Annotated in this window: 27 protein-coding genes and 1 pseudogene; all 28 read right to left on the bottom strand. The window is 44.1% G+C overall.

The window, feature by feature from the left end:
* Positions 1-10: 10 nt before the first annotated feature.
* The 28 genes and pseudogenes from CLO1100_RS17255 to CLO1100_RS17385 all read right to left on the bottom strand — a co-directional run bounded on the left by CLO1100_RS17255 (position 11) and on the right by CLO1100_RS17385 (position 22,621).
* The gene (locus CLO1100_RS17255) at positions 11-514 is read right to left on the bottom strand and encodes a hypothetical protein (protein WP_014315056.1); all 504 of its coding nucleotides are present in this window, start codon (positions 512-514) and stop codon (positions 11-13) included.
* Between the two features lie 12 nt (positions 515-526).
* Positions 527-2,467 (bottom strand): siphovirus ReqiPepy6 Gp37-like family protein, encoded by a 1,941-nt coding sequence (locus CLO1100_RS17260; protein ID WP_014315057.1) that lies wholly within the window; start codon positions 2,465-2,467, stop codon positions 527-529.
* Positions 2,468-2,469: 2 nt separating this feature from the next.
* Positions 2,470-3,321, bottom strand: a complete 852-nt coding sequence (locus tag CLO1100_RS17265) for a phage tail family protein (protein ID WP_014315058.1) — start codon at positions 3,319-3,321, stop codon at positions 2,470-2,472.
* Between the two features lie 14 nt (positions 3,322-3,335).
* The gene (locus tag CLO1100_RS17270; protein WP_014315059.1) at positions 3,336-5,756 is read right to left on the bottom strand and encodes a hypothetical protein; all 2,421 of its coding nucleotides are present in this window, start codon (positions 5,754-5,756) and stop codon (positions 3,336-3,338) included.
* Positions 5,757-5,770: 14 nt separating this feature from the next.
* Complete coding sequence (locus tag CLO1100_RS20880; protein WP_014315060.1) at positions 5,771-5,911, bottom strand: hypothetical protein; 141 nt, start codon at positions 5,909-5,911, stop codon at positions 5,771-5,773.
* Between the two features lie 47 nt (positions 5,912-5,958).
* Entirely contained in the window at positions 5,959-6,345 is a 387-nt protein-coding gene (locus CLO1100_RS17275; protein WP_014315061.1) for a hypothetical protein, read from the bottom strand.
* 11 nt (positions 6,346-6,356) lie between these two features.
* A complete protein-coding gene (locus tag CLO1100_RS17280) occupies positions 6,357-6,947 on the bottom strand; it encodes a major tail protein (protein WP_014315062.1) in 591 nt (196 codons plus the stop codon).
* Positions 6,948-6,950: 3 nt separating this feature from the next.
* On the bottom strand, positions 6,951-7,292 hold the full coding sequence (locus CLO1100_RS17285) for a hypothetical protein (protein ID WP_014315063.1): 342 nt from the start codon (positions 7,290-7,292) through the stop codon (positions 6,951-6,953).
* A complete protein-coding gene (locus tag CLO1100_RS17290; protein WP_041700509.1) occupies positions 7,289-7,720 on the bottom strand; it encodes an HK97 gp10 family phage protein in 432 nt (143 codons plus the stop codon). Before CLO1100_RS17290 ends, CLO1100_RS17285 begins: the two co-directional genes overlap by 4 nt.
* A gap of 5 nt (positions 7,721-7,725) precedes the next feature.
* Positions 7,726-8,064 carry a head-tail adaptor protein gene (locus tag CLO1100_RS17295; RefSeq protein WP_014315065.1) on the bottom strand — a complete coding sequence of 113 codons (339 nt, stop codon included), beginning with the start codon at positions 8,062-8,064 and terminating at the stop codon, positions 7,726-7,728.
* 1 nt (position 8,065) lies between these two features.
* On the bottom strand, positions 8,066-8,383 hold the full coding sequence (locus CLO1100_RS17300; RefSeq protein ID WP_014315066.1) for a head-tail connector protein: 318 nt from the start codon (positions 8,381-8,383) through the stop codon (positions 8,066-8,068).
* Between the two features lie 22 nt (positions 8,384-8,405).
* The gene (locus tag CLO1100_RS17305; protein ID WP_014315067.1) at positions 8,406-8,621 is read right to left on the bottom strand and encodes a head fiber protein; all 216 of its coding nucleotides are present in this window, start codon (positions 8,619-8,621) and stop codon (positions 8,406-8,408) included.
* A 12-nt stretch (positions 8,622-8,633) separates the two neighbouring features.
* The gene (locus CLO1100_RS17310; RefSeq protein ID WP_014315068.1) at positions 8,634-9,842 is read right to left on the bottom strand and encodes a phage major capsid protein; all 1,209 of its coding nucleotides are present in this window, start codon (positions 9,840-9,842) and stop codon (positions 8,634-8,636) included.
* A gap of 15 nt (positions 9,843-9,857) precedes the next feature.
* Positions 9,858-10,556: a head maturation protease, ClpP-related gene (locus tag CLO1100_RS17315; RefSeq protein ID WP_014315069.1), complete on the bottom strand. Its 699-nt coding sequence runs from the start codon at positions 10,554-10,556 to the stop codon at positions 9,858-9,860.
* Complete coding sequence (locus CLO1100_RS17320) at positions 10,553-11,809, bottom strand: phage portal protein (RefSeq protein WP_014315070.1); 1,257 nt, start codon at positions 11,807-11,809, stop codon at positions 10,553-10,555. Before CLO1100_RS17320 ends, CLO1100_RS17315 begins: the two co-directional genes overlap by 4 nt.
* A gap of 71 nt (positions 11,810-11,880) precedes the next feature.
* Complete coding sequence (locus tag CLO1100_RS17325) at positions 11,881-12,246, bottom strand: hypothetical protein (RefSeq protein WP_014315071.1); 366 nt, start codon at positions 12,244-12,246, stop codon at positions 11,881-11,883.
* Between the two features lie 85 nt (positions 12,247-12,331).
* A complete protein-coding gene (locus CLO1100_RS17330; RefSeq protein ID WP_041700510.1) occupies positions 12,332-13,933 on the bottom strand; it encodes a terminase TerL endonuclease subunit in 1,602 nt (533 codons plus the stop codon).
* A gap of 114 nt (positions 13,934-14,047) precedes the next feature.
* Positions 14,048-14,227 (bottom strand): DUF5049 domain-containing protein, encoded by a 180-nt coding sequence (locus CLO1100_RS17335; protein WP_014315073.1) that lies wholly within the window; start codon positions 14,225-14,227, stop codon positions 14,048-14,050.
* Positions 14,220-14,669 carry a gamma-glutamylcyclotransferase family protein gene (locus tag CLO1100_RS17340; RefSeq protein ID WP_014315074.1) on the bottom strand — a complete coding sequence of 150 codons (450 nt, stop codon included), beginning with the start codon at positions 14,667-14,669 and terminating at the stop codon, positions 14,220-14,222. The genes CLO1100_RS17335 and CLO1100_RS17340 overlap by 8 nt, the downstream gene beginning before the upstream one ends.
* A 35-nt stretch (positions 14,670-14,704) precedes the next feature.
* A complete protein-coding gene (locus CLO1100_RS17345; protein WP_014315075.1) occupies positions 14,705-15,604 on the bottom strand; it encodes an amidoligase family protein in 900 nt (299 codons plus the stop codon).
* Between the two features lie 138 nt (positions 15,605-15,742).
* A pseudogene (locus tag CLO1100_RS17350) lies at positions 15,743-15,966 on the bottom strand (DUF4314 domain-containing protein).
* Positions 15,959-16,762 carry a hypothetical protein gene (locus CLO1100_RS17355; RefSeq protein ID WP_014315077.1) on the bottom strand — a complete coding sequence of 268 codons (804 nt, stop codon included), beginning with the start codon at positions 16,760-16,762 and terminating at the stop codon, positions 15,959-15,961. Before CLO1100_RS17355 ends, CLO1100_RS17350 begins: the two are co-directional and overlap by 8 nt.
* A gap of 99 nt (positions 16,763-16,861) precedes the next feature.
* A complete protein-coding gene (locus CLO1100_RS17360; protein ID WP_014315078.1) occupies positions 16,862-18,727 on the bottom strand; it encodes a DNA cytosine methyltransferase in 1,866 nt (621 codons plus the stop codon).
* Positions 18,717-19,961, bottom strand: a complete 1,245-nt coding sequence (locus CLO1100_RS17365) for a site-specific DNA-methyltransferase (protein WP_014315079.1) — start codon at positions 19,959-19,961, stop codon at positions 18,717-18,719. The genes CLO1100_RS17360 and CLO1100_RS17365 overlap by 11 nt, the downstream gene beginning before the upstream one ends.
* Positions 19,936-21,114 carry a methionine adenosyltransferase gene (metK, locus tag CLO1100_RS17370; RefSeq protein WP_014315080.1) on the bottom strand — a complete coding sequence of 393 codons (1,179 nt, stop codon included), beginning with the start codon at positions 21,112-21,114 and terminating at the stop codon, positions 19,936-19,938. The genes CLO1100_RS17365 and metK overlap by 26 nt, the downstream gene beginning before the upstream one ends.
* Before the next feature lie 18 nt (positions 21,115-21,132).
* A complete protein-coding gene (locus tag CLO1100_RS17375) occupies positions 21,133-21,684 on the bottom strand; it encodes a P27 family phage terminase small subunit (RefSeq protein ID WP_014315081.1) in 552 nt (183 codons plus the stop codon).
* 103 nt (positions 21,685-21,787) lie between these two features.
* Positions 21,788-22,147, bottom strand: coding sequence for an HNH endonuclease (locus CLO1100_RS20360; protein WP_014315082.1), 360 nt, complete (start codon positions 22,145-22,147; stop codon positions 21,788-21,790).
* A 135-nt stretch (positions 22,148-22,282) separates the two neighbouring features.
* On the bottom strand, positions 22,283-22,621 hold the full coding sequence (locus CLO1100_RS17385) for a DUF1492 domain-containing protein (RefSeq protein WP_242836609.1): 339 nt from the start codon (positions 22,619-22,621) through the stop codon (positions 22,283-22,285).
* Positions 22,622-22,623: the final 2 nt, after the last annotated feature.

The following is a 22,623-nucleotide window of genomic DNA, read 5'->3' on the forward strand; positions in this document are numbered from 1 at the left end:
GAATTTCACCTCACTCATATACCGCTGAAACCAACGAGTTTACCAAACCGCAAAGTTCGGTGTTCAGACGGGTGTCATTAACGTTATTCGCGACTATTGATGTGGCTGCCGTTGGTACAAGCACGTCTGCGATTCCGAGTTCATATATATCGCTGGTTCTTGTTAGTTCTGGGGCCACAGGTGTTGCAGCAGGAATCCCGTCAACAACTGCAATTTTAATGCTTCGGTTGATTTGATTTAAACGAACCACGATCCTGTCAATACGAGGATTGCTTCCATTTGCCGTAGTAAGTGGCATGTTCAGAGCATCCGTATTCTCATATCTATACCCATTAATCCATGCACTCCCTGCTGCAACGCTCACTGCTAATCCAACACCAGGAGAAACCTGTAGGTTTGTTGGTGTTGCATAAAAGACACCATTAGATACAAGACTTCCGAAGTATTCTGCGAAGTCAGTTGCATCATAAACTCTATCTCCATCAGATGAATTAAAAAATCCGCTTTTCTCCATAGTTCTCCTCCTTTAAGCTCTCGCATAAGAGCAAGATATTAAATAAAAACCCGCAGGCAGTGTAGATGAGGCGGCATTTGCCAACACACCGCTTGAGTTGATCGTAATCGGCATACTTGTACCGCTACCACCCACTGAAGTTGCAACAGCACGAACTGTTGAGTAAGGGTAAAAATTCGCATTTGTTATAGTTAGAATTGTGCCACCGGAAACAACTCCTGAAGCGCCCACGTTGATCTGCATTCCTATTGAAACGACACCCTTATTCACAAAAGACATATTTGAACCCATTGTCACGCCACTTCCAAGTGAGTAGGTCAGAGAGGTGTTGGCTTCCTGAGCAATCTTCGCAGTTGTCACCGCACCGTTCGCAATTCTGGCCGTGGTAATTGGTTCATTGTTTATGTTGAGCCAGTTTGCTTGCCCTGAGGGGTTATTGAATACGAATACTGAAATTACATAAAAAGTCATAGTGTTTCGGGAGATAAAGAAACCCATTGCCCGTTGGTAGCCACTTCCAGTGTTGTCCCCGTTATGTTTTATCAAAAAGACATGCCCATCATCACTTGGTTGGTCACTGAACTTATTTCCACTGTACGAAGTAAAATAAAATGCATCTCCGGGTACCATGTTGTGTAAAGCATATTGGCCGATTGATATTGTACCCGCACCTACAAAATTTTCAAGAGCAGGAAGTTTCCCGAACAGGTTGTTAATGGTATCCGCAAAATTGTCTCCCTTAATTTTAGGGTTTATTACCATCAAGTCGCCCAAGGTTTCTTCTACATTACTAAGCGCTCCTTCTACTTCACCTAAGTTTCCCTCTACAGTCCCTAATGTTTCCTCCACAGTTCCTAAAGCTTGTGCAATTTCAGATATGCCTGTTGGAGCCGATATTGCTGTTTTAACCTCACTCAGGTCGGAACGTAATTTTTGTGCTATTGTCAACTCAGCTTTTCCAAACACCACACTGATACTTTGACCATCTGCATCATAGGTTTCTTCAACTTCGGTGATGCGTGTTATCATGGATACTCCCCATGTTTTGGAAATGACTTTGACGGTCTGCCCAAGGTCGAAATCTACCTTGTATGTCAAGTTACCATGAGGGTTAACAGAAGTATCAAATGTATAACGAATTGCCTGCTCACTCAGTTTGCTTTGACCACGGAAAATCAGTGTATCAATGTAATCTACTCCGAAATCATCCTTCCGCAGGTCTTTTGCATCTATAAAGATTTCATGTCTTGCCTCTCCAGAACCACTTGCAATGGCTACAAATGTCCGGTCTGAACCTTCACCTTCGCCGCCGACAAGTGCGGTATTGGCATAATCAGCAGCACTTATAGTATAAATTTGTTCAGTTAGGTTCTCGTACTCCTTGGAGAACACTGCCTGTGACTCCAATCCCATATATAACATTACGGTTAAAATTCCATTTGAAGGTGTAAATACAGTCTTGATTCCAACCTCTGAAACCTCACATAATTCTGTTATCACATCCATCAAGTTCCGATAAGATACCTGTGTGCTAATGGGCACATTTAAGTTCGGAGATGAGAAGGTTATTCCACTAATTTTCCTTGCTGCATCAGAAGGATTGATAAGATTATTATTAATCAGTTGCTCCACACAGGCAGAAATGTCATCAGATAGTTTTTCCGTTTGCCATACAATACGCCTAGCAAGAAATGATGTAGCAAAGCGTCCCCTTGCAGTGATAATTTCCTGCTCGGTTTGTGACAATTCCAAGTGCTCAATAATCCCGGCTTCCTCATCATCATTTTTCCAAATGATATTTCCTTCTTTTAATAGTGCTGTATTCTCTTGTGTTGCTACGGCTTTTAACTCAAATGAGCCACACCGTGAGTACCGCCTGGTCCATCGTAGGTATTCGAAGGATTCCACAATACCTGCAAGTTCTCGATTTGAATTGTAGATATATAACTCCATCTTTACACCCCCAGAAACTGTGGACGAAAATAAATACTAACCTCCAACAGATCCATATTGACTGAAGCATCATAGCGCAGTGTGTTAAGACCTGCAGAAAGTTGAAAGAACACCGAGCTAGTATCCAATAATGAAAAAGCATTTGTAATTAAGGAACCATCCACTCTTACTACACGCTTTCCGGCGAAATGGGTATAAACTCGAAGTTCATCTCCTGCATCCATTGTTGTAAGAAGCCGAATGTATTCACCAGTGTCTATCTTTAAGAGTTCTGGGTTCGTAACAGTTCCCAGAGCCCTAAATACAATTTCACATCCACAGGACACATCACCGATATTTTCCACCGTGATGATTTGACTAGGTTGTCGCATTCCAAATTCCATTCCACTCATAGGTATTTCCAGTTCAAATTCAAACAAAGGTATCCATGATGCCAGTTCCTCTCTTATCTCATCGAGTGTCTCAAAAAAAGGAGAGGGACACAGTAGACTTACAAAGAAATTTGGTATACGCTGCCTTGTAGAAACACTAAACCCCGCGTCTTCAATTACACAGGAAATCTGTCGTCCACGATACTGGAGCGTCCCTAGTAGCTTTGGACTGAATATTTTAAGGAAACGCTGTCTAAGCATATAAGCATCATTAGGGTTATCAGCAATAACCGTGCCTTCAATTGTAATATTTCGCATATCTAAAGTTGATGAAATATAAAAAGCACCATCCTGGTCTGGTGCCTTAAATGTATTGACAGTTTGACGAATGTTGCCAGTTCCGTCTACTTTAGAAAGAAAGTACGGTCGGCTTTGTTTAAGCGTAATACTCTCGCCATCTTCGTTTATATAGTTTAATTCCATTATCCGTACCTCCTTTACAATTCAAGAGCCAATTTACGGGACAGATTCTTAAACTCCCGTGCTAGTTCTTTTTCAGATAGAGCCTTTGGTGTTACCACTGATAGATTTTGTGTAATGCTTGTGCCTGTAGCACTGCCTTGCCCTGACAAACCTCTGTAATTCAAATCAAAGTTTGTAGGTATCGCATTTTGCATATCTCTTGAAACTGCATCCATTGCATCCTCAAAACCTACACCGATACCTTCACCCATGTCGTGGCCAATTCCGGCAAATAGAGTTGAGGGGGAGTTGATACCAAAGAAGTTCTTAATCTTTGATACTACATTTCCAAAGAATCCAGATATCTTATTCCATAGCCATGCACCTGCGTCTGAAATACCATTCCACAAACCTTTAATCAAATTACCGCCCACTTGAGCCATTTGACCGATATAACCAGTGAAGGCTTTAACCAAACCAGAGATGATCTGCGGAACTGCCTTAACAACCTCTACGATTATCCTTGGCAGGTTTGCAATCAAGGCAACAAACAACTGAACACCGGCCAGAATAATCTTATCTATGTTTCCAATGATGGCATTGACCAGTGAAGAAACAATCTTCGGAATAGCACCTACTACAGTAGTAATAATCTGAGGAAGTGCCTGAATCAGCGATATCAAAAGCCGGATACCCGCATCAATAATCAAAGGAATCGATCCAATGACTGCACTTATTATACTGTCAATTACTTGCGGAATTGCTTCCACAACTGCCGTAATGATGGTAGGCAATGCTGTCACAAGTGAGGTCAGCAACTGAATACCTGCATCGATAATCTCCGGGATGGATTCAATCAAAAAATCCACAACGGCTTCAATAATAGCAGGTAAGGCAGAAACAAGCTGAGGTATTGCATCTACCAATCCCTGTGCTAACCCTATAATCAACTGCAAAGCTGCATCCAGTAGCATTGGCAGGTTCTCAATTAAACCCTGGACAATCTTCGTAACCGCCGAAACCGCTGCCGGGATGAGTTGCGGTAAAGCGATGCCAATACCCTCCACAAGAGCGGTGACCAGTTCTATTGCCGCATTTATGAGTAAAGGAAGATTATCAATCAAAGCACCGACAATTGTCATTAAAGCACTAACCGCCGCCGGAATAAGTTCGGGTAAGAGATTCAAAATCGTTTCTAATACTTGCGTGAAGATGCTTGTGACTAACTCAAGTAACATGGGAAGCAGGTCAGCCACTGCGGCTAAAATTGCACCAGTTGCTGTTGGTAAAGCTGCTACTATATTCTCTAAAACCGGTACAATGTTTTCCACCACTGCCTTGAAAGCATCAACAAGATTCTCTGTCAAATTTGTCATGTCAGCATTGGCATTGCCCAGTCCTGCTGTAAACGAGCCAAGCGCAGCTTGAAGCAGACCAATTGAACCTGTGATTGTTTGCGTGGATTCACGTGCAAAGTTCCCTGCATACTGCTCGGTGTTCTCGAAAAACATCTGCATTGCGATCTCGGCTTTTTCCGCTTGTGTGGCGGTATTCCAAGTAAAGTCCAGACCCTTTGCGAGAGCGTAAGCTTGGATGTTGGTAGCGTTCATAGCAACACCGAGGTTATCCATCATGGTGAAGTTGCCCTTTGCAGCACCTGTGACAGCCTCCATGGCAGAGGACATATCGATACCCATAACAGATGCCATGTCTGCTGCACGTTGCATGGCTTTTTCGGTTAGCTCAAGGCTTTTCTGTTGTTGTATACCTGAACCTTGGAACAACGCACCCATTTTGTTGGCAGTAGCGAGATACTCGCTTTGGGAGACACCGAGGTTTTTATAGGCCTCTTCACCGGTTTTCTGAATCGATGCAGCGTATGCACCGAAAACCGCCTCTGAGCCACCAAGGTTCTGTTCCAACTCTCCGAACTGTTGAACAACCTCTTTGCCTAACTTTATAGCAGCGGCTCCAGCAGCAACGGCAACAGCACCCATCGCCACACCAATGCCCTTGAGTACACCTCCGAGTTTTTCAAACCTGCCACCAGCATCTTCGGCACTTTTACCGGAATCATCCAATTCATCGCCGAGATTATCTGCCTCCACTGCTGACTGCTCAAGTTCACGTTCCATGCCATTAAGTTCCGCTTGTGCCTTGTTCAGCTGAATCTGCCAGTTTTGAGTGCGGCGGTCATTTTCACCAAAAGAGGAGGAGGCATTGTCAAGAGCAGCCTTGAGTGTGGAAATCTTCTCTTTCTGTGCGTCGATTTCTTTATTCAGAACTGCATTTCGAGCGGTAACTGATTGTATGGATTTATCGTTTTTATCAAACTGACTGGTTACAAGGGTCATTTCACTGCCCAGTACCTTAAAGGACTGATTGATTTCGGAAAGAGCTTTCTTAAATTCACGCTCGCCCTCAACACCTATTTTTAAACCAAAATTGTCTGCCATGCCTTCACCTCCTCCTAAATACCTGGCGGGATAATATCGTCAATAGTCCGGGTTTTCTTCGGCTTTTCAATTCCATGCCATTGTTTATGGCAGGCCCATAAATCAAAAAACAGTCCGATAGGCATAAGCCAGAAATCCTCTGCATCCATGCCCATCTGAACTGTTCCATAGTAAAAAAGCCGGGTAAAGACTTCTGAGTCCGTTACCCGACTTCCACGTTTTTTGGAGTTTCTTCCTCACTTTCAACGTCGCGCTTTGTACCTTTAAACATTGCTTCGGTAATTGCATTTTTATATGCAGCCAAGTCAAGAGGTGAAGTGAGAAGTTCTACCTCTTCCTCGGTAAGCAATTCCTCAGGTGCGTTCTTATTCTTAAGGTTGCGAATCAAAATGGATTGATTTGCAAGTAGCGTGATTAGCCAAACAATCTCGTCCAGTGCCATCTCGAAGTTCTCTGACTTCATCAGTTTTTCTCCAAGGTTTTCAAGACCACCATATCGACCGGCAATCGCTTTTGTCGCACGTGTGGTTAGAACAAGTTCATACTCTTTGCCGCCAATGTTGATAGCGGAGCTTCTCTCATTATCCATCTTTATTCCTCCTATGGTTCCGGTGTGTAAACCGGTTCGTAAACTTCAGTAAACCAACCGGTGATGGTGGTCGATGAAACACCGGGATCGCCTTCTGTGACCTCTGCTTTCCAAGGGTGTTTACCCATGCCATCCAGCTTATTTCTGCGCATAACGGTTCCTTCAATAGTAGGTGTTGAAAAGGTAATAGAATCAGCTTTTGTCTGTAGGTTCGTTGCGGGTAGTCCGAATTTTACGCGGTACAGCCAAAAATATCGGTATGTCCCGTTTGCCTTCTGCGCACGAAAGCCTACCGCTACAGGTGTACCCACATTCTCGCTTGCAGAGATCAGCACACCGTTGTCATCGGTTGATGCACCTGTTAAATCTGCAGCGACTGTTGGGCCAATGTCATCCACACCGAGGGTTAGTGTGCCGCTGTTAAAATCCTTCACAACTTCTGCAGCACCGTCATCCGCGTACAGAATTGCTTCCACCAGCTCTACTGAGAGCTCGGCGGTGATGGCTTTTGCGAGCACCGAAGGCACGGCGTATGTTTCTTCACCGTTAACATCTTCAGTTATTTTTGAGTAGTACAGTCTATCTAGACCAATAGTTGCCATGTGTTATTCCTCCAATCTATAGTTTTTCGCCACATCAATGGCGTAATGATGATATCCGGTATCGTCCTCGTGACCGATATACCTACGCTCAGTCACTGTAAAATCTGCATTCAATAAAGTCTGTGTGAGCTGCCTTTTCCGCTCCAAGTAATTATTCTTTGAAAACAGCGATATCCGTGCCTCTTGTACTTCAAACCCAGGGCGATTATCTGCATGGACTTCAAAGATATCTGAAAGTGGGATTATCACGGCATACTCATCCGGTGCCAAATCGGAAAAAACTCCGGTTTCCACGGGGAGCGATATAGCGGTTATGAGGGTATTCAGTTCTTCTAAAATATTCATATCTTACTGATCTCCTCCTCCAGCTTGGCTATCATTGCATTGGTACAAGATTTCCTAGATGCAGTTCTCGCCGGTTTCAAGAAAGGTTTTGCAGGCTGGCCATGCTTTCCATATTCAATGATGCCGGCAATTTTAGCATTGCTCTCTCCATCAGACCGTGGCTCCGCAAAGCCGACTTTCACATTGAAGTTACCGTCTCTATCCTGCTTTGCGTCTGAGAGTCCTAATGAAGATATAAGCTCACCAGTACTTCTGGATGGGTATTTCGTATCCTTACCGACCACATCGTTCAGGTTTCCTTTGACTTTATCCAACACAACCTCACCACCGGCTTCCAATACCTTAGGAAGAATTACATCCGTCTGGTCAGCTAATCGGGATACCTTTAAAAGAAATTCCTCTGGCATCTTTATATTAACTTTTGCCACATCCATCACCTCACAGTTGATGATTCCAGTTTTTCTGCCAAAACCTCAATATACATTCCACGGCCTCTTACATCTTCAACACTTAAAATCTGGTATCTTCCATCTTCGCATACTATGACCATTTCGGTTGTAACCTTAAGTCCGGAGATTTTCCTAAACCGAAACAGTGATGTTGCAGTGGAAAATGAGGCCATATTCGTCCATCGTTCACTGCCGTGTCTATCTTCCTTGTAGGCTCTTAAGCTTGCGAGTATGTTATCACCTTTTTTAGCAAACCCTTCCGCATCCTTGACAGGTACTGTGCTGATGATATCGATGAAAGTATTCATTTTTCCAAAACTCATGTCACACCTTCCAATCCCGGTCAAGCCGTAGAAGTAGGTTCACCGTGTTCCATACCTGCTGACCAGCCTGAACACTATCAGCAAAGAAACCAGCCGTCGAGCCATCTCTAGACTCAAAGAAATGACTCGACAGCATGATTACTGCCTGTTCCGTGGTGGGTGGCATAGTGTTTTCAGTATAATATCCCTCAGTGACGTGTTGGTAACTCTCCGCATAGGAGACAGCCGCTTTGATGTAATGTAACAGAAGGCCGTCATCTGCATCATGCGACATAATTAAGTTTGCTTTTACTTTAGGCAGAAGATTATCCGTTGTCATACTGACTGCCTCCTTCCGATGATTATTCGTCGGCCGCCATCAAACCAGCCGCTTTTAGCTTGGTAAGCAGATCATTGAAATCTGTGACAAGACCTGCTACATCTGTAGCAGTGCTATCTGCTTGATTCTCTGCAATAGGAAGCCCCGTTACCGAGGCCTCCTGTTTAATTTCTAAAATACCGCCGATGACGGTTTTATCGCCGCCCTGTTCGGTGTAATTCTTTGTGTTATAGCTCATAATGCACCTCCGTTATGCTTTCTGCTGAAGTACCTTAATGGCTTCAGGCAGAATCAGTTTTCCGTCTACACGCTGAGTAGCAACAAAGCCTACCTGGCCAGTAACAGCAAAGAGTTCATTTAGTCTTTTAAATACTCTACCTTGACGGTCGGCTACCCAGTAATAACTGAAATCACCGAATGCTATTGTCTTCGCTCCAGCTGCAATAGCAGGCACATAGGAAGATGTAAAAAGCGGACGGTTAAGAATAGTATCCGGAGTTCCAGCCTGGATAGATGGCTGCCATAGGTACTGACCTTGACCGTCTTTTAGCTTACGAATTGCCTTTACTGTAGAATCGTTCATGATAAATACAGACTTATTACGATAAGGTGCTTTTAGTGAATAGAAAAGGTCAAGCACTTCATCGAGAGTGATAGCTGTTGCACCCGCAGTAGTTACACCGAGTTGTGCACCTCCTGTGGCTGCCAGGATACCGGTCGGTTTACCAGAGCCATCGCCAATGAAGAAAGCTTCCTCTTCCTTGTTACCGATACGTCTTGCAAATTCCCTTGAAATATAAGGTTCAAGCTGAAATACACTATCGTTTAGAAGTTCCTCAGAAACCTTAATCATCGTACCCAGCTTATAGGCTCCAATAGATACTTGACCAAAACTGTCATCACTTTCTGGGATTACACCTTCTTCATCAATCCATGAGGCTGTGCCCTTAGATGCAACCACCGGAATTTTTCTATCGCCGGAAGCGGTAGTAATAACATTAGCCAATCTACGGAAGATGTTCTCTTCCTCCAAAGCCTCTACGAGGGTTCTCTCAAACTCATCTGGGACTAAGTATCCACCTTCTGAATCAGTTCCGACCTGAAGAGCATTCTTTATTATAGGATCGAGGCCTTCACCAGCACGTGTACGCATAGCATTCCAAAATGCTTTTCTATATTCGTCAGTTGCTCTTCCAGTCTTGCCTTCCAGTTTTGAAGTGGCAGGCTTTCCTGTCAAAGGGTTAGCCATAGGAGCGTTAAGTTCCGCGTCCAATATGGCCTGTTTTTCCAAACGGTCAATTTCCTTACCAAGGGCAATGACATCGGCTTCCATTTTGTTGTAAGTTGCCTCATCCTCAGCAGAAATTAAACCATCTGTGCCACGCTTGGTATCCAAGAACGCTTTGGTAGCGTCCCATGCTTTGGCGCGTTTCTCGCGCAGTTCTAAAATCTTGTTCATAATCTTTTCCTCCTATTAATGAATGATGTTGTTGAGCCGCTTTTCCAGTGAATCAGCGGGTGTACCTTTTGGGGCAGGTGTTTTCTTGGGGCATACTTTATCAAGTAACGAATTTGTGACTGCTCTTCGGCTAAACGCATAGGTGAAGTCATCTTGTTGAATGTGCTTTTTCTCATCCTCCAAAATTTCATCTGCAAAGCCGAGTTCAATTGCCTTATTAGCGTTTAGCCAGGTTTCCGCATCCATGAGATGAGAAAGCTTGGTTCTTGATAAGCCGGTCTTAATTTCATAAGCATTGATGATACTTTCCTTTACCTCTGAAAGCATGGCTATGGCTTTTTGCATTTCTTCGCTGTCACCGATTGCTACGGTCAAGGGGTTATGCACCATCATCAGTGCAGTAGGTGCCATAAAAACAGTTGTTCCTGCCATAGCGATTACAGAGGCGGCAGATGCTGCGATGCCGTCAATTTTGATGGTCACTTTTCCTTTATAGTCCATGAGCATGGTGTAAATCTGGCTGGCTGCGATGCAATCACCGCCCGGTGAATTCAGCCAAATAACAATGTCACCCTCACCGGCAAACAAATCTGCTTTGAAAGCCTTAGGGGTGACATCATCATCAAACCATGATTCCTCGGCAATCACGCCGTCGAGGTAGAGCGTTCGAGTGTCGGATTTTTCATCCTTGACCCAGTTCCAAAATTTCTTCATTGGGTTTCCTCCAATCTTCTTGTATTTGCGAACGCACCAGCGTCCTGTAATTTGGTCATAGCTCCATTAATGAGGTAAAGATCACCTCCAAGTTCCACTGGTATACGGTCAAGGTTCTCAAGCTCTCTGATGTCATTCGCACTCATCCAGCCATTTTGTCTAGCTGTTGCGTAGCCACTCATACGGCTTACATAATCTCCTCGAAGCAGACCGTCCACATTAAATTTGATGAAGACCGTAGGTTTTTCACTTGCCATGAGAAGAGAGCGGTACATATTTTGTTCCCAACGAACTACCCATGGGTCAAGTGTATATTTCACAAACTCTAAAGACTGCTGCTCAATATTTGAAAAGCTACTTTTCTCAAGGTCAGCCAACATATGTGGTGGCACTCTAAAAATACGGGCAATTTCATTAATTTGAAATTTCCGTGTTTCAAGAAACTGCGCTTGCTCGGGAGGTATACCTATTTGCTGATATTTCATGCCCTCTTCCAGCACTGCCACCCTATGGGAGTTTGTTGAACCTTGATAGGCAGCATTCCAGCTGTCTTTTACCTTTTGTGGGTCCTTGATTGTACCAGGATGTTCCAACACACCACCGGGTGCCGCACCATTAGCGAAGAACTTAGCACCGTATTCTTCAGTAGCCATCGCAAGTCCAATAGCATTTTTGGCCATTGCAATCGGTGAATATCCCACCAATCCATCAAAACCCAAGCCGGGGATATGGAGCACATCAGATGGATCGAGATAGACCAGGCTGTCTTTGCCAAGGGTGGGTGCGTCCTCTACACTTCGCTGATATAAATAAAAAAGCCGTCCGCTTTTGTCACGGTCGACTGTCATTTTATTTGGCATGAGCGGATAAAGAGCAATAACCTCACCACGTGCATTTCTTATAATCTGTGCGTAAGCATTGCCCCATAATAAAAGATGACTCATCAGCGTTTCTCGGAACGTGAAGGAAGTCATCTCTGGATTTGGCTCATCGTGGAGCAATCTATATAACGGATGTTGTAAATGTTTCTCTTTGCCACCACTATCGTTGTATTTATAAACATGAAGCGGTAGTCCGGCTAATGTTTCAGCCAGTATTCTCACGCATGAGTAGACCGCCGTCATCTGCATTGCCGTATTTTCATTGACAGGTTTTCCAGCAGTAGTTCCTCCGAAAAAGAAACTGTACCGACTACCGCTCAGACTATCCTTAGGCTTATCACGAGCCTTAAATATTCCTTGTAATATTCCCATTGACATCACTCTCCTTAAAAATGGGCATGAAAAAAGCACCTATTCAGCAATAGATGCTCTTATGTGTCTTATTAATTAAGATTAGGCAGCTTTAGTTCTCCCGTCTTAATTTTTGCTACTGTTTCTTTTGCTTTAGCAACTGCTTCCGGTAGAACTCTTGGGTCCGACCCGTCTATTTGCTCCAAAGCGTATAATACTTTTTCTGATTTTATAATTCGGATAGCTGAATTCACCCTTGTTCTTGTGCCACCTGTGTCTTTATCGTAATACCCGTGTTGGTTTGAATGGTATTCATCTATTAACTTGCTTTTTAGTATCTTATCATCAAGTTCTTTAATCCTTGCTAACAAATCAGCCATGTTTAATCCTAAAAAGGACTGACCCGCAGATTTTATATCATCATTAATTTTTTCAATGCTCCTATGTTCTTTTTCCATCTTTTACACCTCCACCTTTCCTTAATTATAGCATGGAAAAGTGCAGCCGGCGTATGATTTTAAAGAATCAAAGGATGGCTGCAAATCAAAATATTAATAAACCCCTTTCATCATAAACAGAAGAACTCGTACCTCCGCCACAACGAATTGCACGGTCGAGTGCCATAATAGTTGCTACGGCACCGTCAATTTTCTCAGTTGACTTTTCCTTGTCTGCCTTGATATTTCCAGCAGGATCAGTCCGTATATAGATGTTATCCATCATCCAACGAAGAATTGGATGGCCACCATGGGCAATCTTTTGTTCCAAGGTCAGTTTCATCAGTTCTTTGGTCGGTGGAGACATATCTTTAAAGCCTTGACCGAACGGAACAACCGTAAATCCAAGGTTTTCAAGGTTCTGCGTCATTTGCACAGCACCCCATCGGTCGAATGCTATTTCTCTAATGTTATATTTTGTTCCCAGCTCCTCAATAAAAGCTTCAATGAAGCCGTAATGCACCACATTGCCTTCCGTGGTTTTAAGAAACTCTTGCTTTTCCCATACATCATAATTTACATGGTCACGCCGTACACGCAAATCTATGTTGTCCTCCGGTATCCAAAAAAACGGCATAACAGAGTATTTATCATCCTCATCCAATGGGGGAAAGACCAGCACGAAAGCCGTGATATCCGTACTGCTCGATAGGTCAAGACCTCCATAGCAGACTCGCCCATGCAGTGATTCCGGGTTAACAGCAAATGCACAGGCATCCCATTTTTCCATAGGCATCCACCGCACTGCCTGTTTAACCCATTGATTGAGCCTAAGTTGTCTAAAACTATTCTCTTCAGCAGGATTCTGTCTTGCTGATTCAAAGGCCGCTTTAACTTTATCCATGCTGACCGTGATTCCCAGTGAGGGATTCGCCTTCTTCCACACCTTTGGATCAGTCCAATCATCTTCTAATGCAGCACCATATATGACAGGGTAGAAGGTCGGGTCGTTTTTTCTTCCATCTATGATATCCAAAGCCTTCTGATGTACTTCCCAGCAGATACTATTCTGATTGTCCCCAGCAGTGGTTATAAGAAAATACAGCGGCTGCATTCTGGCATCACCGCTACCTTTAGTCATAACATCGAAGAGCTTTCTATTCGGTTGGGTGTGAAGTTCGTCAAACACCACACCGTGTGTATTGAAACCATGCTTGTTGCTGACATCGGCTGACAGCACTTGATAAATACTGCCCGTCGGCTGATAGATGAGTCGCTTTGTTGAGTCAAGGATTTTCACTCGTTTTGCTAAAGCAGGACACATCCGCACCATATCTGCCGCAACATTAAAAACGATAGATGCCTGGTTTCGGTCGGCAGCACAGCCATAAACCTCCGCACGTTCCTCGTTATCTCCGCAAGTGAGCAACAGGGCAACAGCCGCCGCAAGCTCACTTTTTCCCATCTTTTTGGGTATTTCCACATAGGCAGTATTGAACTGCCGATAGCCGTTCGGCTTTAAAATTCCAAACACATCACGTATAATCCGCTCTTGCCAGTCGATAAGTTCAAATGGCTTACCTGCCCATGTGCCTTTGGTATGGGAGAGAGCCTCTATAAAGGCTACTGCATAATCAGCGGTGGACTTATCATAGACAGAATCAGCCGCTTTAAATATTGTTGGTGTGTATTTCTTAAGTTTTCGTATATCCGCCGCCTCCTTTGCACATAAAAATAGACCTTCATCATGCAAGCCTTCAAATCTTTCTGTACGAGAAACAGAGCCATTTTGAGCACTGTTCTCTGGTTGGTATTTAGTTATTTATTCTTCTTTTCCGGTCAGAATGAAACGGGCATAGGCACCGGTGTTATCCGAAAGGTAAGCAAGCAACTCGTCATACCCTTCTCGCAGAGCAATTTCCTGCACTTTCCGTACATCAAACATATTCGTTTCACCTGTATCACGTATGGCAAGTATCTGTTCCTTTATCCTCTTATCCATTTTCGACCTCCTTTGAATCCTCTACAGCTTGCTTTAGAATGCCGATATCGAAATCCGCACTCTTGTAACCCTCTAAGATGACGCTGTAATAATAGCAACTGGGAGTGCCAAGTGGTCTGCCATCGTTCATGATGTACACCATTGTTTCCACGTTCTTTTTCCCAAGTCTCACTTTGACTGTTTCCTTTCGGTAAAGGAATGGGAAACCCTCGTAGCGGTCAAGTGCCACTTCGTCTGCCGGGGTAATCTCCCACAAAAGGCATGGTACCGTCTTGCCCTTAAAAGGCTCCACCGTTGCCACAGAGCCGCCGTGTCCGCCTCGAAACAATAACTGGTAGTCCTTTAAAACAACCGGCCCAATCGGCTTTGCTGTGGGGCAACGGTGCGCCATTTGCTCAAGGTTAAGGTTCGAGCCATAGGCGAGATAAAATGTTTTATTCATAGTCTTTGCCCTCCTTATTTTTGCAAGACAACCGTTCAGGCTGCCCGAAATCGCCACGCTGCCGAGCCTTCCAAGTGGGTAGTCAAGTGTTCACGGCAGTTTGCGAATTCCTCGCCGATAAAACCGATGCGGTTGAGGTAGGTCCGCATTGCGAACTTTTCATTCTCGACCTGCGGTTTCTTTGCCGAAGCACATTTCTGTGTCAGTGCTTGGCGGTTTAATGCGAGGGAGAGAACAATATAGCTTCTTATCTTACCTGCGTGAAGTTCGCTGTTAAATCCTCTGAGTTCAACCGTATGGTTTCCGTTGAAAAAGCTATGCAGGTTAAGAAAATGGTATCGGCTTGAATGGTAATGCCTGGTTGTGCTTTCACTGTAACCCTCATACCAAAGACTCTCTATCTGTGCCAGCGTTTTTGGTTTCTTGCGGTTGATTTTTTCAACAAGAATCTCATCCATCTTTTTGCAGTAACCCATTCGTGTAGGTTCTATTTGCAATGCCTTGTAGAAAAGGTCGTTCTTGCTTGCAATGATGTTTACAAAGTTTCGTATACTCCTTGCTGTGTGGTCTGCACCGTCCAAGTGGATGTGTATTCCGCAGGAGTTGTTGGTGAAAGCTCCTGCCTTGCGTAAATTGCGTACCAGTTCCTGCAATGTTTCAATATCTCCTTCGTAGGTTAAGATAGGACTTACCAGTTCTACGCTGTATTCTTTGGTTGCTGCAACCTTCTGCCGTCCTTGCTTTTTCTGGCAGGAGATGCTACCGTCGCTCATAATCTTCCAAACCCGTCCGTCAGCGGTTATAATCTTCTTGGTATCGTAATAGTCGCCTGTACTCACAACCGTTCCATTTAGATATTCGGCTGCAACCTTGGCAGCTTCGTTTCTTGTTATTCCTGTGAACTCAATTTCAATTCCAAAATTCTTGTTTAGCATTGTTTCTTGCTCCTTTTAAAGTGTATTTGTCCTTTCGGCATATACATATATCACTCAAAAAGGCTTATATATCAAGACAATTATTCAATATAAACACACAAATTTTCTCCCATTAATGGCTTAGAATGTGTGTGCATATTACTCTTCGATTCTCCTGCACAAATCCTCTCCATAAACCACATTTAAAGAGGAACCTCCCAGCGAACCATGATACTGCCTGTGTCATCTACTCCGATGACGATGCCTTTTGTTCCCATGGGAGGTGCTTGGATATCGTCCATGCGAACAAGTTCTACCCGGCATCCCACCGGATATTGCTTGCGGATACGTTCCACAGTTTCTCTTGAAGGAAAGTTATTCATCAGCCATTACCTCCTCAGCTTTAGTCGGAGCACCATTTTTAAAGGCACTGTTGCCGGATAAGTTTTTCAGTAGGATTTTGCGGTCTGCTTTGTATTCTGAACCAACGAAACCGAGACGGATTAGGAAACAGCGAAAAGCGTACTTTTCATTTTCTACTTGTTTTTCGGTAGCATTGACTCTCTGCTGAGTTTTTGCAGCCTCACATAATGCTGTTACAAAATGAGTGTAGGCTTTGACCTCATCCGAAGTAAGCTCTCCTTGAAACCAAGGGAAACTGATAGTTTCTTCGGTTGTCATTATAGGGATGCAATCAGTTCCTATAGCCTTTTTTATTAAAGACGCTTTGCTTTCTACCAACCGCTTGAGGTTTTCGAGAGCCACATCGTTAAAATCTGTCTTTGGCAGTTCGATGGTCAATCGGTTAGTTTCAACCTCGTCACTTTGCTCAGATTCTGCATATGCTGGTGGCTCCTCATAATCGCAGTAAGGGCTGACCTCACCCCCAAGAGCCGCCTCATAAGGAATTTGAGCATCCTCTGGGATAGGCTCGACTCCGGGGATTGGGGTGTCATATTCTTCTGTAATTGCTTTGAAATCATGTAATCCCTGAAGGTCAGCAACCAAACCGTGATTGTCCTCACCCTCGAGCATTCCATTCTTGTCGATGTGGTAGCCACCTACCTCATATGCAAAGGTAGGCGCACCGAGGTATACTGTCGGAGCATTTAGTTCCAGGCTGATTGCTCCGACCAGTGCTTTTCGTTTTGGACCGGTAACATTGTAATTTATCTTCATCTTTTATACCGCCTTTCATTTTTCGGTACTACATATATCACTCTGAACGCTGTAAATAGCAAGTCATTTCGAGCGTTTATGTAGAAAAAATAATGTTCTTTATTCGGCGGTATCTTGTATGGAAAACACAATGCCCGATAAAACAAAATATACACATGGAAGTGCCACTCCGTTGCCCCACATCTTATATTCCGCAGAATCGGAATGTGGATTTTTAAGCCACTTGGATATCTGTTTTAAAGTTTTAGACTTAGTTGACCTTCCCGTAACCTTGCGATGCGTTTCGAATATTTCATACCATGTGCGTAAGTCATCCATGGTTGGATTTCCTGTTGCAAGATCACTGCACCACCAGTCCGGGAAACCTTGAAGCCTTGCACATTCGGTCGGAGTTAATCTTCTGACCGTGTATAGGGTGCCGTCTGTATCATTTATAAGCGGAGGGTCTTTGTAGTCAGTAGCAACCAGTGTATTGGCAAGTTCTTCTTCAGCGGCAGTGAAAAAGGATGCCTTACTTGAAGAGTAGGTAGGAGTTGCCACAGCACTTGGCCCCTGTGCATTTAGTGTCGATGATATTCCATCATCTGTAATTCCAAGATTTCTGGCATAATTTTGACCGCAGTTGAAAGATTCTCTATCAATAGCGAAAACAACAGCGTGCTTATCTACAGTATTTAATGTAAAACTTATATTTTCATTAACCCCGTCACCCTGTGGCCCGTTCTTATCCTTTCTTCCAATCATGGAGCCTTGCAGAGCATAACTTTCTACAATAGCAATACCACCTTGATTGCAGGTAGGGTTTCCTCCATTTCCATCAATGGTTCGTGAAGTATCTGCCTCGTATACACCGCTATGAGGATTGGATGATTTCATAGCATTGCTTTCTTTAGAACAAATACCATAGGCCTTCGGGACAAATAGCGTCTGGTCATTATTGCAAGATAGCGTTGCTGATTTATTATTCTGGATAAGAGCACCTTTGCCACCGCCTTCACAGCCAGATCGGATTTTGAGAGTTTTCGGTGTATCACCGACTACAAAAGGCTGATTATTACCGCCTGTTCCATAAGTGGCTGATATTGTTGGTGCAACATCAATCGGCCCCGTAAAGCGAGTATCTCTCCCGTGATTATCAAAAACGGCTGCATCCATAACACAAGGTGGATGATGTGCCTCAGCTCGAAGTGTACAGGTGACATCTTCTGTGATATCCATCCGATTGCCACCCTGGTCATTTAGAATCAAACTGCTTGTGCCTGTTTCTCTAATGCCGTTTTCAAAACAATCGGCAGTTCCTTGCCACGCGCGGAAGCTCTCCTTAGAATACCCAGACAAGCCTTCTGACTTAAATAGTACTTCTCCGGCACTCCCACCTGCAAAATCTGCGACAAGGAAGATGCGTTTTCTTCGTTGGGGTACTCCCCAGTATTGAGCGTCAAGCACTCGCCAGGCAATGGAGAAATTATCTCCCATGACAGTTCCTGCTTGCCTCCATTTATCAGCTTTAGGAACTGATAAGGTTTCATCTTTGATGTGACAGATGCTTTCAAGGACACATCTGAAGTCCTCTCCTTTGTTTGAGGAGAAAGCACCCGGCACGTTTTCCCAGACGATGTATCTTGGATATTTGCCATCTGTAGCACACCTCATTTCTTTTACAATTCGAATGGCATCATAAAAAAGACTTGAACGTTCTCCGTCCAAGCCATCACGCTTACCCGCCACTGACATATCCTGACAAGGTGAGCCAAATGTAATTATATCAACCGGTTCAATCTTGCCACCATCCAAGCAAGAGACATCACCGTAGTGTTTCATAAAAGGCAGCCTTTTTGTTGTAACCCGTAAAGGAAACGGCTCAATTTCGGATGCCCATAACGGCTTGATACCACAGAGCAGACCACCCAAAGGAAAACCACCGCTGCCGTCAAACAGTGAGCCGAGGGTAAGTTTATGCATCATCGGCACTCACCTCCAGCAGATCACTATATCGGATTTCAGAGCCTTCTCTCAAAAGAAATACACCATCTGCGCTTCCGACTTGCTCAATATATCTCTTTACAATGACATCACAGTATTTTTCATCCAGTTCGATGGTATAGCATATCCTGTCCGTTTGCTCACAGGCGATAAGGGTAGAACCACTTCCGCCAAAGGGATCGAGTACAATACAATTTGACAAACTGCTATTTAAAATTGGATAGGCTACCAATGCTACCGGTTTCATTGTCGGATGGTCAGCATTTTTCTTTGGCTTTTCAAATTCCCATATAGTAGTTTGTTTTCTATCGGCATACCAGTTGTGCTTGCCGGACTTCTTCCAACCAAAAAGAACAGGCTCATGCTGCCATTGATAAGGGGAGCGACCGAGAACAAGGGACTGCTTTTTCCAAATGCAAGTGCCTGAGAGATAGAAGCCGGCATCTGAAAATGCCTTTCTGAAATTCAAACCTTCAGTATCTGCATGGAACACATAAATAGAAGCATCCTTCGCCATTGCTACTTCAGTGTTTTGAAAAGCCGAGAGCAAGAATGTATAAAACGCTTCATTGTCCATGTTATCGTTTTTGATTTTGCCCGCTGATCCTTCATAGTTGACGTTGTACGGAGGGTCGGTTACCACAAGGTTTGCGAGTTTCCCGTCCATCAGTAGTGTGAAAGTGTCAGCCTTGGTGGAATCACCGCAGACAAGCCTGTGCTGTCCAAGCTTCCATACATCTCCTTGCTTGGTGAGTGCAGGCTTTTGCAGTTCTGCATCTACATCGAAGTCATCTTCATGAATACCATCCTTAAGTGAATCCTTAAACAATGCATCCAGTTCAGCAGGCTCAAATCCGGTGAGGGATACGTCAAAGTCAGCTCCTTGCAGATCAGCAATTAAAAGCATCAATTTGTCTTTATCCCAGTCACCGCTTATTTTATTAAGGGCGATATTGAGTGCCTTTTCTTTTTCCTCGTTCATTTCAATAACCACACACTCAACTTCCGTGATACCCATATCAAGTAGCACCTTCAAACGCTGATGTCCACCAACAACATGAGCTGTGGTTTTATTCCATATAACGGGTTCAACATAACCGAACTGCTCGATGGAGCGTTTTAGCTTTTCGTATTCCGGGTCACCTGGTTTCAAGTCTTTACGAGGATTATAGTCGGCTGGAATCAATAACTCAGTTTTCAATTTTTCTATCTGCATATAATTCAGCCGCCTTTCTCAAATTTGTGTACATATTGACATTCTCCCATGGAAACAAACTTGAATTAAAATGCCCGTAAACTGCCGTATCGGAATAGATGGCATTTCTTAAGTGTAGTTTTTCAATGATTGCGGCAGGTCTGAGGTTAAACACTTCCTGCACAATATTGGAAAGCTGATCGTCGGTGATCTTACCTGTACCAAAGGAGGTCACATCAACAGCCACAGGATTTGCCTTTCCTATGGCATAAGAAAGAGCGACCTCACATTTTTCTGCAAGACCGCTCCAAACAATATTCTTCGCAATATACCGTGCCATGTAGGCACCACTTCGATCAACCTTAGTCGGGTCCTTGCCACAAAGGGCACCTCCGCCGTGGGATGCAAGGCCACCATAGGTATCGACCATGATTTTTCTGCCAGTCAATCCTGTGTCGGCAGCAGGACCACCCTCGACAAATCTTCCAGAGGGGTTAATAAGAATTTCGGTACCATCATCAAATGGAAAATCCTCAAAGCACTGCCAAAGTACATTATTTCGAATATCCGAACTCAGTTCTTCCTGGGTTTTGTCTTTATCATGCTGGACTGAAACTACAATCGTTTTTACACGTCTTGGTTTACCGTCCTCATATTCCACTGTTACCTGTGCTTTACCATCTGGTAAAATTCCTTTGATAAGTTTTCCTTTACGGCAATCATCAATACGCTTTACAATACGATGAGAAAGCACAAGTGGGAGGGGAAGGTTCTTACTGGTTTCGTTTGTTGCATAACCGTAAACCGTACCTTGATCACCTGCTCCTATTGAAGCATATGGGTCAGTAATACCATTTCGCACTTCAAGTGCGGTATCTACACCTGCCGCAATGTCCGCACTTTGCTGATGTACGAATACAAATACTACGAACTTCCAGGGATTATATCCGACCTCTCGAAGTACATTTTTTACGATGAAACGGATATCCACTTTACCGCTGCAGGTGATTTCGCCCGCCACGATAATTTTTCCTTTAGTAGCCATAACCTCACAGGCCACACGAGAAGCTTTATCCTTACGCATGCAAGCATCCAGAATATTATCAGCAATGAGATCACAAAGCTTATCCGGATGCCCAGCACAAACACTTTCTGCTGTTTTATAAGTAATCATATTTTTCTCCTATCTTATTTATTTTCCCCGCCTTGCTGTGAGCAGACGTTCCATTGCATCGTCCTGCGGGTTAGCACCACTGTACTCGCCAGTGCAGTTTTCTTTGACGATCTGGAATATCTCCATCCACAACCGGTTGGTTTGATTCATGTAATTCTGACCCATTGCCACATATGGACTTTGAATGGCATTACCCGTAGTTGGGTGTTTTGCTAAAAAGCCATATTCAGTTACCGCTTCCTCACATTGAATCCAACGAGCCACGCTCATGGCATATCGCTCCAATAGCTGTGGTGATACGAGAACGGCACACCCGCGTTCATTCAGCCACTGCCATGTGTTTCTGTAGATTTCCCCTGCAACCAGTGCTTTGCCGTCTTTTTGTATAGCCTCGAGCATTTTATTTGGTTCGGGCATCTCAAGGCCTTTAAGGTCTGCAGTATCATTAAATTCCATCACGGTCAGTTTCCTGCCTCCCGGATTGCCTTCGGCGATTTTGTCAGCCAGTGGTTTCTTTTTTGCACCTGCACCAACACGAGCGCCACCTCGATTTGTACCGTCTTTTGCCATATAATCACCTCACTTTGCATGCCCAGGCTATTCCCTCGTTTGAAACCGCATTTTTTCACACGAAGCCCCACGCCGCTGTCCACTTTAAAAAGTTTTAGAGATTTTACCGCCCCCACCGGTCACCGCTCTCGGCAGTGATTCTGGAGTGACAGGATTTACAAAGAGCCATGAGATTGCTCTTCTCGTTGCCTCCGCCTTTGGAGAGCGGGAGGATGTGGTGTACCTCTTCAGCTGGAGTGAGACTGCCTTGTTTCTCGCACTCCTCACAAAGAGGATGCGACTTGATGTAGCGGTCACGAATGCGTTTCCAAGCACGGCCGTATCGTTTGTTGGAGAAAGGGTCACGTTCATACTGGTTGTAATGTTTGTCCATTGCCTTTTGATGCTCAGCACAGTATTGCTCACGTTCAGCAAGCCGACCGCAGCCGGGATAAGCACAGGGACGCTTTGGTTTGTAAGGCATCGTTTCACCTCGCTTTTGGGCATAGAAAAAGCCCTGCAGGGCGAACCCACAAGGCTTGGAATCTATTTTGCTGATTATATAATAACATAACTGCGATAGTGGTATCTTGTTGCAAAGTGTTGCAGAATGTGCAAACTATATTTTAATAGGATTTTCGGGAAGAGTCACATGATTAAGTGCTGCATTATGCCACCTATAAACTGTTGTCCTGTCGGCATTAAGTTCATCACCGATTTGTTCCCAAGTGAAGTTATGAACGTACCGATAGCGTAAGACCATGCGTTCGTCCGTGTCTTCAACCTCGTTTATGACACACCTTATCTGTTCTTTGAGTGCTACAAGATTATCGACTTCGGCATTTATCTTTCTTTCCAAATCCATAATTCGCTCTAAACACCTTACAAACTTGGCATCAGTACTTCGTGATGTTTGCACCTTCTCATCCCAGCTTGGCGATGATACACTCGCCGCCATTT

This window comes from Clostridium sp. BNL1100, from assembly GCF_000244875.1.
GTDB lineage: Bacteria > Bacillota > Clostridia > Acetivibrionales > DSM-1351 > Ruminiclostridium.

Coding starts and splice junctions, on each gene's coding strand:
- CLO1100_RS17255 (WP_014315056.1), bottom strand. CDS start 514: ATGGAGAAAAGCGGATTTTTTAATTCATCTGATGGAGATAGAGTTTAT.
- CLO1100_RS17260 (WP_014315057.1), bottom strand. CDS start 2,467: ATGGAGTTATATATCTACAATTCAAATCGAGAACTTGCAGGTATTGTG.
- CLO1100_RS17265 (WP_014315058.1), bottom strand. CDS start 3,321: ATGGAATTAAACTATATAAACGAAGATGGCGAGAGTATTACGCTTAAA.
- CLO1100_RS17270 (WP_014315059.1), bottom strand. CDS start 5,756: ATGGCAGACAATTTTGGTTTAAAAATAGGTGTTGAGGGCGAGCGTGAA.
- CLO1100_RS20880 (WP_014315060.1), bottom strand. CDS start 5,911: ATGGGCATGGATGCAGAGGATTTCTGGCTTATGCCTATCGGACTGTTT.
- CLO1100_RS17275 (WP_014315061.1), bottom strand. CDS start 6,345: ATGGATAATGAGAGAAGCTCCGCTATCAACATTGGCGGCAAAGAGTAT.
- CLO1100_RS17280 (WP_014315062.1), bottom strand. CDS start 6,947: ATGGCAACTATTGGTCTAGATAGACTGTACTACTCAAAAATAACTGAA.
- CLO1100_RS17285 (WP_014315063.1), bottom strand. CDS start 7,292: ATGAATATTTTAGAAGAACTGAATACCCTCATAACCGCTATATCGCTC.
- CLO1100_RS17295 (WP_014315065.1), bottom strand. CDS start 8,064: ATGAGTTTTGGAAAAATGAATACTTTCATCGATATCATCAGCACAGTA.
- CLO1100_RS17300 (WP_014315066.1), bottom strand. CDS start 8,383: ATGACAACGGATAATCTTCTGCCTAAAGTAAAAGCAAACTTAATTATG.
- CLO1100_RS17305 (WP_014315067.1), bottom strand. CDS start 8,621: ATGAGCTATAACACAAAGAATTACACCGAACAGGGCGGCGATAAAACC.
- CLO1100_RS17310 (WP_014315068.1), bottom strand. CDS start 9,842: ATGAACAAGATTTTAGAACTGCGCGAGAAACGCGCCAAAGCATGGGAC.
- CLO1100_RS17315 (WP_014315069.1), bottom strand. CDS start 10,556: ATGAAGAAATTTTGGAACTGGGTCAAGGATGAAAAATCCGACACTCGA.
- CLO1100_RS17320 (WP_014315070.1), bottom strand. CDS start 11,809: ATGGGAATATTACAAGGAATATTTAAGGCTCGTGATAAGCCTAAGGAT.
- CLO1100_RS17325 (WP_014315071.1), bottom strand. CDS start 12,246: ATGGAAAAAGAACATAGGAGCATTGAAAAAATTAATGATGATATAAAA.
- CLO1100_RS17335 (WP_014315073.1), bottom strand. CDS start 14,227: ATGGATAAGAGGATAAAGGAACAGATACTTGCCATACGTGATACAGGT.
- CLO1100_RS17340 (WP_014315074.1), bottom strand. CDS start 14,669: ATGAATAAAACATTTTATCTCGCCTATGGCTCGAACCTTAACCTTGAG.
- CLO1100_RS17345 (WP_014315075.1), bottom strand. CDS start 15,604: ATGCTAAACAAGAATTTTGGAATTGAAATTGAGTTCACAGGAATAACA.
- CLO1100_RS17355 (WP_014315077.1), bottom strand. CDS start 16,762: ATGAAGATAAATTACAATGTTACCGGTCCAAAACGAAAAGCACTGGTC.
- CLO1100_RS17360 (WP_014315078.1), bottom strand. CDS start 18,727: ATGATGCATAAACTTACCCTCGGCTCACTGTTTGACGGCAGCGGTGGT.
- CLO1100_RS17365 (WP_014315079.1), bottom strand. CDS start 19,961: ATGCAGATAGAAAAATTGAAAACTGAGTTATTGATTCCAGCCGACTAT.
- metK (WP_014315080.1), bottom strand. CDS start 21,114: ATGATTACTTATAAAACAGCAGAAAGTGTTTGTGCTGGGCATCCGGAT.
- CLO1100_RS17375 (WP_014315081.1), bottom strand. CDS start 21,684: ATGGCAAAAGACGGTACAAATCGAGGTGGCGCTCGTGTTGGTGCAGGT.
- CLO1100_RS20360 (WP_014315082.1), bottom strand. CDS start 22,147: ATGCCTTACAAACCAAAGCGTCCCTGTGCTTATCCCGGCTGCGGTCGG.
- CLO1100_RS17385 (WP_242836609.1), bottom strand. CDS start 22,621: ATGGCGGCGAGTGTATCATCGCCAAGCTGGGATGAGAAGGTGCAAACA.